15 protein-coding genes and 1 tRNA gene are annotated in these 14,000 nt (G+C 62.8%); 5 read left to right on the plus strand and 11 right to left on the minus strand.

Annotation, left to right across the window (positions count from 1 at the left end):
• Positions 1 to 38: 38 nt before the first annotated feature.
• The 4 genes from rpoN (at position 39) to ACH79_RS11130 (ending at position 4,874) form a co-directional block, all read left to right on the plus strand.
• Complete coding sequence (gene rpoN, locus ACH79_RS11115) at positions 39 to 1,688, plus strand: RNA polymerase factor sigma-54 (protein ID WP_161851061.1); 1,650 nt, start codon at positions 39 to 41, stop codon at positions 1,686 to 1,688.
• 88 nt (positions 1,689 to 1,776) lie between these two features.
• A complete protein-coding gene (gene hpf, locus ACH79_RS11120; RefSeq protein WP_161851062.1) occupies positions 1,777 to 2,379 on the plus strand; it encodes a ribosome hibernation-promoting factor, HPF/YfiA family in 603 nt (200 codons plus the stop codon).
• A gap of 229 nt (positions 2,380 to 2,608) precedes the next feature.
• Entirely contained in the window at positions 2,609 to 3,070 is a 462-nt protein-coding gene (gene ptsN / locus ACH79_RS11125; RefSeq protein ID WP_057839165.1) for a PTS IIA-like nitrogen regulatory protein PtsN, read from the plus strand.
• A 115-nt stretch (positions 3,071 to 3,185) separates the two neighbouring features.
• A complete protein-coding gene (locus tag ACH79_RS11130; protein WP_202639218.1) occupies positions 3,186 to 4,874 on the plus strand; it encodes a methyl-accepting chemotaxis protein in 1,689 nt (562 codons plus the stop codon).
• Positions 4,875 to 5,043: 169 nt separating this feature from the next.
• On the opposite strand, the gene ACH79_RS11135 is transcribed toward ACH79_RS11130, so the two are convergent.
• The 8 genes from ACH79_RS11135 to ACH79_RS11170 form a co-directional block, all read right to left on the minus strand.
• Positions 5,044 to 5,310, minus strand: coding sequence for a DUF1150 domain-containing protein (locus ACH79_RS11135; RefSeq protein WP_028347912.1), 267 nt, complete (start codon positions 5,308 to 5,310; stop codon positions 5,044 to 5,046).
• A gap of 49 nt (positions 5,311 to 5,359) precedes the next feature.
• A complete protein-coding gene (locus ACH79_RS11140; RefSeq protein WP_057839164.1) occupies positions 5,360 to 5,785 on the minus strand; it encodes an Hsp20 family protein in 426 nt (141 codons plus the stop codon).
• 245 nt (positions 5,786 to 6,030) lie between these two features.
• The gene (locus ACH79_RS11145) at positions 6,031 to 7,122 is read right to left on the minus strand and encodes a sn-glycerol-3-phosphate import ATP-binding protein UgpC (RefSeq protein WP_161851063.1); all 1,092 of its coding nucleotides are present in this window, start codon (positions 7,120 to 7,122) and stop codon (positions 6,031 to 6,033) included.
• A 7-nt stretch (positions 7,123 to 7,129) separates the two neighbouring features.
• The gene (ugpE, locus tag ACH79_RS11150; RefSeq protein ID WP_161851064.1) at positions 7,130 to 7,978 is read right to left on the minus strand and encodes a sn-glycerol-3-phosphate ABC transporter permease UgpE; all 849 of its coding nucleotides are present in this window, start codon (positions 7,976 to 7,978) and stop codon (positions 7,130 to 7,132) included.
• Positions 7,978 to 8,859 (minus strand): sn-glycerol-3-phosphate ABC transporter permease UgpA, encoded by an 882-nt coding sequence (gene ugpA / locus ACH79_RS11155; protein ID WP_161851065.1) that lies wholly within the window; start codon positions 8,857 to 8,859, stop codon positions 7,978 to 7,980. Before ugpA ends, ugpE begins: the two co-directional genes overlap by 1 nt.
• 82 nt (positions 8,860 to 8,941) lie before the next feature.
• Entirely contained in the window at positions 8,942 to 10,255 is a 1,314-nt protein-coding gene (ugpB, locus tag ACH79_RS11160) for a sn-glycerol-3-phosphate ABC transporter substrate-binding protein UgpB (protein ID WP_161851066.1), read from the minus strand.
• Between the two features lie 246 nt (positions 10,256 to 10,501).
• A complete protein-coding gene (locus tag ACH79_RS11165) occupies positions 10,502 to 11,698 on the minus strand; it encodes a CaiB/BaiF CoA-transferase family protein (RefSeq protein WP_161851067.1) in 1,197 nt (398 codons plus the stop codon).
• 186 nt (positions 11,699 to 11,884) lie between these two features.
• Entirely contained in the window at positions 11,885 to 12,310 is a 426-nt protein-coding gene (locus tag ACH79_RS11170; protein WP_161851068.1) for an organic hydroperoxide resistance protein, read from the minus strand.
• A 166-nt stretch (positions 12,311 to 12,476) separates the two neighbouring features.
• Between ACH79_RS11170 and ACH79_RS11175 the strand changes: the two genes are divergently transcribed.
• Positions 12,477 to 12,935: a MarR family winged helix-turn-helix transcriptional regulator gene (locus tag ACH79_RS11175; RefSeq protein ID WP_161851069.1), complete on the plus strand. Its 459-nt coding sequence runs from the start codon at positions 12,477 to 12,479 to the stop codon at positions 12,933 to 12,935.
• Positions 12,936 to 12,946: 11 nt separating this feature from the next.
• On the opposite strand, the gene ACH79_RS11180 is transcribed toward ACH79_RS11175, so the two are convergent.
• The 3 genes from ACH79_RS11180 to ACH79_RS11190 form a co-directional block, all read right to left on the minus strand.
• Entirely contained in the window at positions 12,947 to 13,183 is a 237-nt protein-coding gene (locus ACH79_RS11180; protein ID WP_161851070.1) for a GIY-YIG nuclease family protein, read from the minus strand.
• Between the two features lie 155 nt (positions 13,184 to 13,338).
• A tRNA-Ala gene (locus tag ACH79_RS11185) sits at positions 13,339 to 13,414 on the minus strand.
• A 65-nt stretch (positions 13,415 to 13,479) separates the two neighbouring features.
• Complete coding sequence (locus ACH79_RS11190) at positions 13,480 to 13,899, minus strand: TIGR02300 family protein (RefSeq protein ID WP_161851071.1); 420 nt, start codon at positions 13,897 to 13,899, stop codon at positions 13,480 to 13,482.
• Positions 13,900 to 14,000 lie beyond the last annotated feature (101 nt).

The following is a 14,000-nucleotide window of genomic DNA, read 5'->3' on the forward strand; positions in this document are numbered from 1 at the left end:
GAATCGGACCAACTTTTAGTGGATCGGTTCTTGACCTCATGGCGCTGACGCAGAGATTAGAGTTCCGCCAGTCGCAGTCGCTGGTGATGACGCCGCAATTGATGCAGGCGATCAAGCTGCTGCAATTGTCGAATCTCGACCTGTCGGCCTTCGTCGAGGAGGAGCTGGAACGTAATCCGCTGCTGGATCGCGCCAGCGACGGCCCCGAACCCCCGGTTGCGGGCGAACCGGCCGCCGAGGGGGCCGAGTTCTCCGATCCCGGCAGCTATGGCGAGGATGGCGGCGGCGATGCCTCCGATATGGGCACCAGCCCGGGGAGCGAGGCCTTCGAGCCCGGCCAGGAGGACTGGTTGAACAGCGACCTCGGCAGCCGCACCGAGATCGAGCAGACCCTCGACACCCCCCTCGACAATGTCTTTTCCGAGGAGCCCGCGGAAGCCGCCGCGCGCGCCGCGCAGGATGCAGCACCCACCGCCTACACCGAATGGGGCGGCGGCGCCTCCAACGACGACGACTACAATCTGGAAGCCTTCGTTGCCGCCGAGGTGACACTCGGCAGCCACCTCGCCGAACAGCTCGCGGTTGCGTTCTCTGCGCCGGCGCAGCGCATGATCGGACAATATCTGATCGACCTTGTCGACGATGCGGGCTACCTGCCGCCGGATCTTGGGCAGGCGACCGAACGCCTCGGCGCCTCGCAGGCCGACGTCGATGCCGTGCTCTCCGTACTGCAGAAGTTCGATCCGCCCGGCGTCTGCGCGCGGAATTTGAGCGAGTGTCTTGCGATCCAGCTCCGCGAACTCAACCGCTACGACCCTGCGATGCAGGCGCTGGTGGAAAATCTCGACCTGCTCGCGCGGCGCGACATTGCCGCTTTACGCAAATTGTGCGGCGTCGACGATGAAGACATCACCGACATGATCGGCGAGATCCGGCGTCTCGATCCGAAGCCCGGCCTCAAATTCGGCTCGGCACGGACGCAGACCATGGTGCCCGACGTCTATGTGCGGCCGGGCCCGGACGGCGGATGGCATGTCGAGCTCAACAGCGACACCTTGCCGCGCGTGCTGGTCAATCAGGTCTATTACACCGAGCTGTCGAAGACGATCCGCAAGGACGGCGACAAATCCTACTTCAGCGACTGCCTGCAGAACGCGACCTGGCTGGTCCGCGCGCTCGATCAGCGCGCCCGCACCATTCTGAAGGTCGCCACCGAAATCGTCCGCCAGCAGGATGGCTTCTTCACCCATGGCGTCGCGCATCTGCGGCCGCTGAATCTGAAAGCAGTGGCGGACGCGATCCAGATGCACGAATCGACGGTCTCGCGAGTGACCGCCAACAAATATATGGCGACCAATCGCGGCAGCTTCGAACTGAAATATTTCTTCACCGCCTCGATAGCGTCGGCCGATGGCGGCGAGGCGCATTCGGCGGAGGCGGTCCGTCACCACATCAAGCAATTGATCGACGCGGAAGCCCCGAGCGCGATCCTCTCCGACGACACGATCGTGGAACGATTGCGTGAATCCGGCATTGATATTGCCCGCCGCACGGTCGCGAAATACCGCGAGGCCATGCGTATTCCTTCCTCGGTCCAGCGCCGCCGTGACAAACAGAGCATGCTCGGTAACGCACTTTCCGCTCCCGCCACCTCCTCCGACCGGTCCCGCGACACGGCCCCAGCCTGATTGCGTTCGCGTCAGATCGCGATAGTCTCAGTTCCCCCAAGCCGGCCCGGGAAGACCAGAATAGTCGAGCCATCAAGCGAGGCATCAAATGACCCTTCGAATCTCCGGCAAAAGCATCAGCGTCGGCGAGGCGCTTCGTTCGCGCGTCAGCGAGCGCACCGATGAGGTTTTGAGGAAATATTTCGACGGCAACTATTCCGGCCACATCACGCTGAGCAAGGATGGCTTCGGCTTCCGCACCGATTGCGCGCTGCACCTTGATTCGGGGATTACGCTGGAGGCCGATTCCAACGCCACCGACGCCTATGCCAGCGCCGACCAGGCGCTGTTGATGATCGAGAAGCGCCTGCGCCGCTACAAGAGCCGGCTCAAGGACCGCTCGGCCCGCAAGGCCTATGCGGCCTCCGCGGCGCTGGCGGAGATCGACACCCCGTCGCTGGACGCGCCAAGCTATGTGATCGAGGCGCCGGCCGAAGGCGACGAGGAGGTCACCTCCTACAGCCCCGTCATCATTGCCGAGGCGACCACGTCGCTGAAACGGCTTTCGGTCAGCGAGGCGGTCATGGAACTCGACTTGACCGGGGCCTCCTGCATCGTATTCCAGCACGGGTCCAGCGGCCGGGTGAACATCATTTACCGCCGGACGGACGGCAATGTCGGCTGGGTCGACCCCCCGGCGGTTACCCCATGACATATATGGCGAGCCGCATTGACGCCCCGGGCCACCCTCCCTATGGTCCGCCGCCCCTAACGATGGCAGTGCAGGAACCCGCATCCGGGAGTTGGCACCGGCCAAGCGTTGGAGTAGAAGCCCAGCAAATCGGGACCCGGACTAACCCCGCCTCCCGTCTCATCTTCTTGACGCCCCGGTTCTAGAACCTATCTCGCAACCTGACGGTTAATTCACCTCGGAACGCCCCATGACGATTACCGATCTGGTCGCACCCGAGGCGATTCTCCCCGCGTTGAAGGTCATCAGCAAGAAGCAGGCGCTGCAGGAACTCGCGGCGCGCGCTTCTGCCCTGACCGGCCAGAACGAACGCTCGGTGTTCGAGGTGCTGTTGCAGCGGGAGAAGCTCGGCACCACCGCCGTCGGCTACGGCGTCGCCATTCCGCACGGCAAACTGCCGAAACTGGAAAAGCTGTTCGGGCTGTTCGCCCGGCTCGAGCGCCCGATCGATTTTGAGGCGATGGACGGCCAGCCGGTCGACCTGATCTTCCTGCTGCTGGCCCCGGAAGGCGCGGGCGCCGATCATCTGAAGGCGCTGGCGCGAATCGCCCGCCTGCTGCGTGACGTTGACGTCGCCAAGAAGCTGCGCGCCTCGCGCGACGCCCAGGCGATCTATTCAGTGCTGGCACTGCCGCCAGCGAGCGCGGCCTAGTTCCCTCCTGGGGGACGATTCCCCTCTTGGTAGAGAACGGGTTAAACGCAATTTTAAGCTAAATAGCGGTTATTTCGGGTGCTGGGATTTTCCATTTTGCCCGGAGTACATTGCCATGACGCTGCGGCTGACGATTTCGCGCGCGATATTGATTTTCGGATTGGTTACCGCCTTGGGTCTCGGTGCCGTAATTGCCACCAGTGTTTACGGGCTGTCACAGCTCAAGGTCGGTGGCCCGCTCTACAACCAGATCAAGCTCGGCAACGATCTCATTGCCGATATCCTGCCGCCGCCGGAATATGTCATCGAAGCCTATCTCGAGGCGACCCTCGTGCTGCACGATCCGGCGAAGCTTGCGGCACATCGTGACCGGCTTGCGCAGCTCAAGAAGGAATACGACGAGCGGCGCGATTTCTGGGTCAAATCCGATCTTGACCCCGTGTTGAAGACGAAGCTGGTCGACAAATCCGACGGCGAAGTGAAACGCTTCTGGACCGCGATCCAGGAGGGCCTGTTGCCCGCGCTCGCCAAAGGCGACAGCGCTGCGGCTGCGAAATCCTATGCCGAGATCACGGCGCGTTACACCGCGCACCGCGCCATCATCGACGATATCGTCAAGCAGACCAACGACCAGAATGCGGCGACCGAAGTCGCGGCGACGGAGCGCGTCAGCACCTTCACGTGGGTGCTGTGGGGCGTCTCTGCCGTGGTGTTCCTTATCATCGGCGCCGGCATTTTCGGCGTGGCCTTCGGCGTCATTCGTCCGATCGCGCAAATGACTTCGGTCATGAAAGGCCTTGCCGGCGGCGATCTCGCTGTCTCGGTCCCGGCGCTCAGCCGCGATGACGAAGTGGGTGCGATGGCACGCGCGGTTCAGGTGTTCAGGGACAACGCGCTGCGCGTTCAGTCGATGGAATCGGAGCAGGTGAACCTGAAACAGAAGGCGGAAGGCGACCGCAAGGCCGCGATGCAGCAGATGGCTGACGGATTCGATGCTGCGATCGGAAAAATCATCCAGACCGTATCGACCGCCTCATCCGAACTCGAATCGTCGGCCGGACAACTGACCAAGACCGCCGAAGTGACCCAGGTGCTTTCGGCAACCGTTGCCTCCGCATCGGAGCAATCCTCGGCCAACGCGCAATCCGCCGCAGCCGCCGCGGAAGAGATGGCGTCATCGGTGTCGGAGATCAGCCGCCGGGTGCAGGACTCGCACAAGATATCGTGCGAGGCGGTCAGCCAGGTCGAGCAGACCAATGCGCGCATCGCCGATCTCGCCCAATCCGCCAGCCGGATCGGCGAAGTGGTCAAGATGATCAGCGCGGTCGCGGAGCAGACCAATCTGTTGGCGCTGAACGCCACGATCGAGGCGGCGCGGGCCGGCGAGGCGGGACGCGGATTTGCGGTTGTCGCCTCCGAGGTCAAGGCGCTGGCCGCGCAGACGGCGAAAGCGACCGAGGAGATCAGCGAGCAGATCGGCCAGATGCAGTCGGCGACCAATCAGTCGGTGTCGGCGATCCAGGAAATCGGCGGCACGATCGGCCGCATCGCGGAAATCTCGCAGGCGATCGCAGCAGCCGTGGAAGAGCAGGGCGCCACGACGCAGGAAATCTCGCGCAACGTGCAACAGGCGGCGCAGGGTGCCACCCAGGTCGCGGGCAGCATCACCGACGTCAACCGCGGCGCGACCGACACCGGCGCTGCCTCGACGCATGTGCACGGGCTGGCCCGCTCGCTGCTCGCACAGAGCAACCATCTCAAGGGCGAGGTGGAGAAATTCCTCTCCACCGTTCGCGCGGCGTAAGAGACGCAAAAATACCAAAAAATACGCGGGCCGGTCCTGGAGGACGCGCCCGCGTATGATGAACTTTCTTTCGTTGCGGCCTCAATCGGCCATCACGGCAGCGCTTCTTGGCGGCCGCCGCGCGACTGAAGCAGCACGTGCTGCTTCAGCGACAGCGGCAAACGCCGCGTCAATGCACGCTAACGGCCTGAAGCTCGTTGCTCCATGCGTTGGCGATCGCAGCTTCCCGGCTGTCGGTCAGCATGATCGGGGTGCCGTCGGCGGCATGCAGCGCGAACAGTTTCAGCCCTGGCGCGATTTTCGGCGCCTGCGGAAACAGTCCCGGCACATCCTCGGAACGGACTTGTTTCACGTAGGCGATGTGGCCTTCACCTAGATGGGCCAGCGCTTCAACGGAAACCTTTTCGGATTCGAAGGTCACACTCACGTCACTCATGGTCTCGACTCCTTCTGGGTCTAAGCGGTCGAGTCCGCTACTTGTTCCATTATTCGTGCTCATTGATAGCTATTGTCTTAACGACCCTTTCAGGCTCCGGCCTGGCAAGATCGATCGACAGCAGCCCGTTCTTCAGATCCGCGCCCAGCACCAGCATCCCCTCCGCCAGCACGAAGGTACGCTGGAAGTGGCGCGCGGCGATGCCGCGATGGATGTATTGCCGGGCCTTGTCGTCCTGCTGGCGGCCCCGGATCACGAGCTGGTTTTCCTCAGTGGTCACATCGAGTTGGTCGCGGGTAAAACCCGCCACCGCCAGCGTGATGCGCAACCGTTCGGGCTGGCCGTTGGCGCGGTCGCACCGCTCGATGTTGTAGGGAGGATAACCGTCGGCGCCTTTGACGACGCGATCGAGCGCACGCTCAATTTCGTCGAACCCAAGCAGGAACGGACTGGATAACGAAGGAACACGAGACATCACAAAGTCCTCTCGAAGCGACTTTGAGGGGCCCTTTCGGCGCCCCATTCAACCGGCCGGCCGACTTGCCGTCCGGTCAAGGAACAATATGGGGGTGATTTGGGGACGGTTCAAGCACCTCTGAAAGCTGCGTAAATCGGCCGCGGCGGGTGTTTTCGGCGGTCATTCCGGGGCGGCGCGAAGCGTCGAACCCGGAATCTCGAGATTCCGGGTCTGGTCCTTCGGACCATCCCGGAATGACGGGGTCAGTCGCCAACTCGCTTCCGTCCATCGGCGGTAAAGAGATGCAGCTTGTCGCTAGCTGCCACCGCCCTGATTCGCTCGCCGATGGCGGGGCCGACGGCGCCGGGAATCCGCACGATGATTTCGCCCGGCGGCAGTTCGCCCGGGGTGGCGGCGACGCCCTGCTCCTCCTTCTGCCTTGTGCCGTAGACGAAGGTTTCGGCGCCGACGCGCTCGATCGCTTCCACGGTGAGGCCGAGCGCGACGCCGCCGGTTACCGTCTCGTTCGTGATGACGAAATCCTCGGACCGGATGCCCAAGATGCCGGCGTCACCAATGCGGGCATCATTGGCCAGTTGCGATTTCAGTTCGTCCGAGCGCAGCGGCATCAGATTCATCGGCGGGGCGCCGATGAAGGAGGCGACGAAGGTGGTCGCCGGCTTCTGGTAGATCTCCAGCGGATTGCCGATCTGCTCGACCTGGCCGCCATTCATGACCACGAGGATATCGGCCAGCGTCATCGCCTCGAGCTGGTCGTGGGTGACGTAGATCGAGGTCGTCGAAAGGCGGCGCTGCAATTTGCGGATTTCGACCCGCATCGCGATACGCAGCTTGGCGTCGAGGTTAGACAGCGGCTCGTCGAACAGAAACACTTTCGGCTGCCGCACGATGGCGCGGCCCATCGCCACGCGCTGGCGCTGGCCGCCGGACAATTGCCGCGGCTTGCGGTCGAGCATTGCCGAAAGTTCGAGGATGCGGGCGGCTTCCGTGACGCGCGTCTTGATCTCGCCCTCGGGCATGCGGCGGTTGCGCAGACCGTAGGCCATGTTGTTGTAGACGCTCATATGCGGATAGAGCGCGTAGTTCTGGAACACCATCGCGATGTCGCGGTCGGCCGGCTCGATCTGGTTGACGACGCGCCCGCCGATATCGATCTCGCCGCCGGTGATGGTCTCCAGCCCCGCCACCATGCGCAAGAGCGTGGACTTGCCGCAGCCGGAAGGGCCGACCAGCACGCAGAACTGGCCGTCGCCGACCTCGAAATCGATGCCCTTGATGGCCTCGAAGCCACCAAGATAGGTTTTGCGGACGTTGCGAAGCGTGACGTTGGCCATGACTACCTTACTTCTCCGTCTGGACCAGGCCGCGCACGAACAGCCGCTGCATGAATATGACCACCGCGACCGGCGGCAGCATGGCAAGGACCGTCGTCGCCATCGCGAGCTGCCATTCGGCAAGCTCATCGGTGGTCACAAGCATCTTCTTGATGCCGATCACGATGGTCTGCATCGAATCCTGCGTGGTGATCAGAAGCGGCCAGAGATATTGATTCCAGCCATAGATGAACTGGATCACGAACAGTGCCGCCATGGTCGTGACCGACAACGGCAGCAGCGTATCCCAGAAGAAGCGGAACGGGCCGGCGCCGTCGATCCGCGAAGCTTCCAGCAGTTCATCGGGCACGGTCATGAAGAATTGCCGGAACAGCAGCGTGCCGGTGGCGGACGCGATCAGCGGCAGGATCAGCCCGGCATAGGTGTCGAGCATGCGGAGATCAGCGACCACCTTGTAGGTTGGATATATACGAACTTCCACCGGCAGCATCAGCGTGATGAAGATAATCCAGAACGCTGTCTTGCGGAAGGGAAAGCGGAAGTAGACCACCGCGTAAGCCGACAGGATCGAGATAAAAATCTTGCCGACGGCAATGCCGATCGCCGAGACAAAGGAATTGATCAGCATGTTGGCGACCGGCTCGCGGCTAGTGCGCGAGCCGCCGACAAAGATGGCTCGGTAGTAGTTTTCCAGCGTTTGGCTGCCGGGCGTTGCCGGCATATGGCCGCCGACCACGGTCGCGGCGTCATGGGTCGAGGCGATCAGCGCGAGATAGACCGGGAAGGCGACGATAAGCACGCCCAGCGTCAGGATGGCGTAGGCGATGAAATCACTCAGGGGACGGTGCTCGACCATCAGTACTGCACCTTGCGTTCGACATAGCGGAACTGGACCGCGGTCAGCGCGATCACGATGACCATCAGCACGACCGATTGCGCGGCCGAGCCGCCGAGGTCGCCGCCGAGACGGCCATCGGCGTAGACCTTGTAGACCATGGTGGTGGTGGCGCCGGCAGGTCCGCCGCCGGTGACGGCGTCGATGATGCCGAACGTGTCGAAGAAGACATAGACGATGTTGACCACCAGCAGGAAGAACGTCGTCGGCGACAGCAGCGGGAAGACGATGGTCCAGAAGCGGCGCATCGGACGGGCGCCGTCGATGGCGCCGGCCTCGATCACGCTCCTCGGGATCGCCTGCAGGCCGGCCAGGAAGAACAGAAAATTGTAGGAGATCTGCTTCCACACCGACGCCATCACCACCAGGGTCATGGCGTGGTTGCCGTTGAGCAGCGGATTCCAGTCAATGCCCATGCCGCGCAGCGGGCGGGAGAGCATGCCGAGCGAGGGCTGGAACATGAAGAACCAGAGCACGCCGGCCACCGCCGGCGCCACCGCATAGGGCCAGATCATCAGCGTCTTGTAAGGGCCGCCCGCCTTGAGATTCTTGTCGGCTTGCGTCGCGAACAGCAGCGCGATGGACAACGAGAGTGCGGCGACCAGCGTCGAGAAGATCACCGTCGTCAGCATCGCCTTGTAGTATTCCGGCTGAGCGAACAGCGCCTGATAGTTTTCCAGCCCGACGAACTCGGAGACGAGGCCGAACGCGTCCTCGCGCAGGAAGGATTGCCAGATCGCCTGGCTTGCGGGCCAATAGAAGAAGACAACCGTGATGACGAGCTGCGGTAGCAGCAGCAGATAAGGCAGCAGGCGGTTGTTGAAGACGGTGGACTTTTCCATTCAGGCGTCGCGGTCTGCCGGGTGATGCAAGCGCCCCTCCCGGGTCACGGGAGGGAGCGCCGGTAGTGAGCCTTCAGATCGCTTACTTTGCAGTCTTCTCGAAGGTACGCAACATTGCGTTGCCGCGAGAGACGGCCGCGTCGAGCGCTTCCTTGGCGGTCTTCTTGCCGTCGAGGGCTGCCTCGATCTCCTCGGCCCAGAGGTCGCGCATCTGCACCATGTTGCCGAAGCGCAGACCGCGGGAATTCTCGGTCGGCTCCTTGTTGGTGAGCTCCTTCAACGGGGTCTGCAGGACCGGGTTCTTCTCATAGAAGCCTTCCTTGATCGACTTCTCGTAGGCCGCCTTGGTGATCGGCAGGTAGCCGGACTCCTGGTGCAGCTTGGCCTGGCGGCCGGTGTCCGACAGGAAGGTGAAGAACTTGGCGACGCCCTTGTAATCTTCCGGCTTCTTGCCGCCCATCACCCACAGCGAAGCGCCGCCGATGATCGAGTTCTGCGGCGCGCCGGCGACGTCCGGATAGTACGGCATCGGCGCGGAGGTGAAGTCGAACTTGGCGGTGGCCTTCACGGTGCCATAGTAGCCCGACGACGTCAGGAAGATTGCGCATTCGCCGGAAGAGAAGCGCGCCTCATTGGCGCTGGTGCGACCGCCATAGCTGTAGGTCTTGTCCTTCTGCAGGTCGACGAGGTTTTGCAGATGCTTGACGTGCAGCGGCGAGTTGAACTTCAGCTCGGTGTCGAAGCCGTCGAGGCCGTTGGCCTTGGTGCCGATCGGCACGTTGTGCCAGGCCGAGAACTGCTCGATATGCGCCCAGCTTGCCCAGGCGTTGGAGAAGCCGCAGGTGTCGTGGCCGGCGGCCTTGAGCTTCTTGGCGGCGTCGAACACCTCCGGCCAGGTCTTCGGGATATCGGCGACGCCGGCCTTCTTCAGTTCATCCTTGTTGATCCACATCACCATGGAGGACGAGTTGAAAGGAAACGACAGCATGTCGCCCTTCGAGGTCGAGTAATAGCCGGTGATGGTGGGCAGGTACGCCTTGGGGTCGAACGGCTCGCCGGCGTCCTTCATCAGCTGGTAGACCGGCTTGATGGCGCCGGTCGCGCCCATCATGGTGGCGGTGCCGACCTCGAACACCTGGATGATGTGCGGCGCGTTGCCGGCGCGGAACGCGGCGATGCCGGCGTTCATCGTGTCGGGGTAATTGCCCTTGTAGGAAGGCACGACCTTGTAGTCGGCCTGGCTGGCATTGAATTCCTCGGCAAGCCTGTTGACGACGTCATTGTTGGCGCCGGTCATGGCGTGCCACCACTGGATCTCGGTCACAGCGTGGGCAGGCGTTGCGAGCGCCAGCGCAACAGTCACTGCCGCCGCTGCGCTGAATTGTCGAAGTGCCATGGAATTCCTCCGGGTTGGGGTCGTCACCTTCGTTTCGCGCGATAACAGCGCTGGATGACGTGCAAATGACCCTATAAGCGAAAGGATGGTAGTGGGAAAGCGTGCGCCGAGGGAAGCCGGAAAATAGGCGAAGGGGACGTTTACGCCTGCGGCGAATAGCGGTGACGTGCCCCGGGTCTGCGGAGCAGCGTTGCCGGACGATGCTGCGCATCGCCTAGGCTGCACCGCGCCCGGGACACGAAACCGTCAGCGCTTGCGGTCGGAGCCGCAGACCGCGCCCTTGGCGACCAGCGCCGCGATCTCGTCTTTGGAATAGCCGAACTCGCCGAGCACCTCTGATGTGTGCTGGCTGAATTTCGGCGGCGTCCGGCGCAGGCTCGGCTTGGTCCGCTCCAGCCGGATCGGGGAGGCGACGCCCTTGTACCAGTCCTTTTCGATGATATCGCCGCGATGCAGCGTATGAGGATTGGTCAGGGCCTGGTCGATTTTTTGCACCGGACCGGCCGGCAGGCCGGCGGCCAGCAGGCGATTGCAGAGCGGCTCGGCCTCGTGCTGGCTGAACACGGCGGCAAGCTCGGCGCGCAATGCGTCGCGGTTGGCAATCCGGTCCTTGTTGCGGGCAAAGCGCGGATCGGTACCGAGCTCGGGCTTGCCGATTTCCTTGGCGAGCTTGCGGAAGGTGCCGTCATTACCGACGCCGATGAAGATGTTGTCGGTTTTGGTCGGGAAGATCGCATACGGCACTAGGTTCGGGTGCTCGTTGCCGGTCAGGCCCGGTGGCTTACCATGCATGAAATAATTCGCGGTATGTGGATGCATGATCGCGAGGCCGGTTTCATACAGCGTGGTTTCTAGAAACTGTCCCAAACCGGAACGCTGCCGCTCCGACAGCGCCATCAGGATGCCGATCGCCGCATAAAGCCCGGTGGTGATGTCGACCAGCGGAACGCCGATTCGCATCGGGCCGCTTTCGGGCGAGCCGGTCGCCGCGATCATGCCGGTCATGGCCTGGATGATCGCGTCATAGCCGGGATTGCCGCCGCGCGGGCCGTCGGCGCCGAAGCCGGAAATCCGGCAATGCACCAGCTTTGGAAATTTCGCGCGCAGCACGTCGTTGCCGATGCCCCATTTGTCGAGCGTGCCCGGCTTGAAATTCTCGATCAGGACGTCGGCGGTCTCCAGCAACTTCATCAGCACGGCGCGCCCGCCTTCGGAAGCGAGGTCGAGCCCGATCGAGCGCTTGTTGCGGTTGATGCCGACGAAATAGGCCGCGTCCTCATCATGGAAAGGAGGGCCCCAGTCGCGCACCTCGTCGCCGGCCGGCGGTTCAACCTTGATCACGTCGGCGCCGTGGTCGGCGAGGATTTGCGTGCAATAGGGGCCGCCGAGCACGCGCGTCAGGTCGATCACGCGCAGGCCGGTCATTGCGCCGGTAGAACTCATGGAGAAAACCTTCGCTCAGGATGAGAATGGAGGTCCTGAGCTAGCGGTCTTCAGGCGCGGCGGCAATGGCGTCGCGCGCACAGCCGCATGACGCGGTAGCAACCTCGCAAAAATTCCGCGGGGCGAACGGCCCGTCGATAGCAGCGGCGGGCCGTCCGGATCGTGTTGTCAGACGACGGCCGGTCGTTATACGACCGCCAGGCGGACATCCACATTGCCGCGGGTGGCGTTGGAGTAGGGGCACACCTGGTGCGCCTTCGCCACCAGCGCTTCCGCTTCCGCCTTGGGAACGCCGGGGAGCGAGACGGCGAGATCGATGTCGAGGCCAAAGCCGCCTTCCGAACGCGGGCCGATGCCGACGGTGGAGGTCACGGTCGCGTCCGCGGGCACCTTCGGACCGCCCTGGGAAGCGACGAACTTCATCGCACCGATGAAGCAGGCGGCATAGCCGGCCGCGAACAACTGCTCGGGATTGTTGCCGGCGCCACCGCCGCCGCCGAGCTCCTTCGGGGTCGCGAGCTTGACGTCGAGCGCGCCGTCGAGGGTGGCGGCAGTGCCGTCACGGCCGCCGGTGGCTTTGGCGCTGGTCTTGTAGAGCACGTTCACGGACATGGTGATCTCCCTTGGGTCTGCCGTTTCGATGGCCTATGTATTGCACACAATTAGATTGTGCGCAATATAAAATATTGCGGGCGGCACAATTTGATTGTATGCAATTGAAATCAAGCGTTTAGGTTCCCAAATCAGCGCCCGGGCGCTGCCCGTTAACGAGGTCGTGATGGCCAGGAAATCTTCGGCGGACCTTCCGCTCCGGCTCCATAATCAAATCTGCTTCGCGGTGTATTCCACCGCGCACGCGTTCAATCGCGTCTACAAGCCGCTGCTCGACAAGCTCGGCCTGACCTATCCGCAATATCTCGTCATGCTGGTGCTGTGGGAGCGCGACGGCGTGCCGGTGAAGGATATCGGCGAACGGCTGTTCCTGGATTCCGGCACGCTGACGCCGCTGCTCAAACGGCTGGAGGCCGCCGACCTAATCAAGCGAACCCGCAGCACCGAGGACGAGCGGCAGGTGCTGATCGCGTTGACGATCAAGGGCGAGTCGCTCAGGGAAAAAGCGAGGGCCGTGCCGCAATCGATTCTGGCGGCGTCAGCCTGCTCGGTTGGCGAACTCGTGGCGATGAAGAACGAGATCGTCGCGCTGCGCGACCGGCTGAATGCGGTGCTGGGGGAGTAGGGGGTGGGCGGTTAGAGGCGCTTCTTGGAGAAGGCGCGGCCGGACGCCGACTTCAGATACCTTTCGAAGGCGAACGCCTGCGCCGCATTGCTGAAGGCCACGTAAGTCTTGATCCTCCACGGTCCATGCTTCGATGTGTGCGGGACTTCACCAGCATTGTGCTTGGCCAGTCGCGCACGTGGGTCATCGGTAATTCCAACGTAGAAATGTAGCGAGTCGAGACTTTCGAGAATGTAGACGTACTTCATGGCGGATCGCCCCCGCCGTCCAGCCTACACTCGACCGATAGGCTTGCCGAGGCCCGGCTTCGCCCTTCGGGCTACGCCGCGGCAGCCTTCGCTTGCTTCGCTACGATGGAGCTCGGCTGGCTTGCCGAGCCGTAGCTTGCGAAGTAAGCGAAGGCTGGTGGAGCCAGGCGGGATCGAACCGCCGACCTCTTGCATGCCATGCAAGCGCTCTCCCAGCTGAGCTATGGCCCCTTAAGAATCGCGCGCCTCAAATTCGGCGTGCGGGCATGTCCCTCAACCACAGTTCAGGGACGATCTCAAGTCTCTTCATCACCTCCGACGTCGCCGATGATGTCGGTAACGTCTTCGTCGCCTTCTTCCTCGTCCGGAATGAAGGTGGAATCGTCGTCGTCATCGTCCTCGATGGTCTCATCGATCTCGATGTCGTCTTCCGATTCGGGAACCACGGCCTTGACCTTGCCGGTGTTCTCCTCGGCATCGGCCTCCTCGAGCGAGACCAACTCTTCGGCCTCGGCGGGCTCCGGCATGTCGGCAGCGGTGGTCGCGGCGGCAGCGGCGCGTGCGGCATCGCCACGGGCGGCCCGGGGCGGCGCAATCGGCGCAATCGGCACGACCTCGCCAGTGTAGGGCGAAATCACCGGGTTCTTGTTCAGGTCGTAGAATTTCTTACCCGTCGTCGGGCAAATACGTTTGGTTCCGAGATCGGATTTAGCCACGTGTGGATCCTGGGAAATTCTGAAAAACGGTGCTTCACTTGGCTAGTTGAGGGGCTGGTGTCAATAGCAGTTTGTCGCATTTGACGGCAGCGTGACGTGCT

It is taken from the genome of Bradyrhizobium sp. CCBAU 051011 (assembly GCF_009930815.1).
Lineage (GTDB): Bacteria > Pseudomonadota > Alphaproteobacteria > Rhizobiales > Xanthobacteraceae > Bradyrhizobium.

Bases quoted from the DNA above. Each gene is read 5' to 3' on its own strand.
- ugpB (WP_161851066.1), bottom strand. From the start codon at position 10,255: ATGGCACTTCGACAATTCAGCGCAGCGGCGGCAGTGACTGTTGCGCTG.
- ACH79_RS11145 (WP_161851063.1), bottom strand. From the start codon at position 7,122: ATGGCCAACGTCACGCTTCGCAACGTCCGCAAAACCTATCTTGGTGGC.
- hpf (WP_161851062.1), top strand. From the start codon at position 1,777: ATGACCCTTCGAATCTCCGGCAAAAGCATCAGCGTCGGCGAGGCGCTT.
- ACH79_RS11170 (WP_161851068.1), bottom strand. From the start codon at position 12,310: ATGTCCGTGAACGTGCTCTACAAGACCAGCGCCAAAGCCACCGGCGGC.
- ACH79_RS11135 (WP_028347912.1), bottom strand. From the start codon at position 5,310: ATGAGTGACGTGAGTGTGACCTTCGAATCCGAAAAGGTTTCCGTTGAA.
- ptsN (WP_057839165.1), top strand. From the start codon at position 2,609: ATGACGATTACCGATCTGGTCGCACCCGAGGCGATTCTCCCCGCGTTG.
- rpoN (WP_161851061.1), top strand. From the start codon at position 39: ATGGCGCTGACGCAGAGATTAGAGTTCCGCCAGTCGCAGTCGCTGGTG.
- ACH79_RS11140 (WP_057839164.1), bottom strand. From the start codon at position 5,785: ATGTCTCGTGTTCCTTCGTTATCCAGTCCGTTCCTGCTTGGGTTCGAC.
- ACH79_RS11180 (WP_161851070.1), bottom strand. From the start codon at position 13,183: ATGAAGTACGTCTACATTCTCGAAAGTCTCGACTCGCTACATTTCTAC.
- ugpE (WP_161851064.1), bottom strand. From the start codon at position 7,978: ATGGTCGAGCACCGTCCCCTGAGTGATTTCATCGCCTACGCCATCCTG.
- ACH79_RS11175 (WP_161851069.1), top strand. From the start codon at position 12,477: ATGGCCAGGAAATCTTCGGCGGACCTTCCGCTCCGGCTCCATAATCAA.
- ugpA (WP_161851065.1), bottom strand. From the start codon at position 8,859: ATGGAAAAGTCCACCGTCTTCAACAACCGCCTGCTGCCTTATCTGCTG.
- ACH79_RS11130 (WP_202639218.1), top strand. From the start codon at position 3,186: ATGACGCTGCGGCTGACGATTTCGCGCGCGATATTGATTTTCGGATTG.
- ACH79_RS11165 (WP_161851067.1), bottom strand. From the start codon at position 11,698: ATGAGTTCTACCGGCGCAATGACCGGCCTGCGCGTGATCGACCTGACG.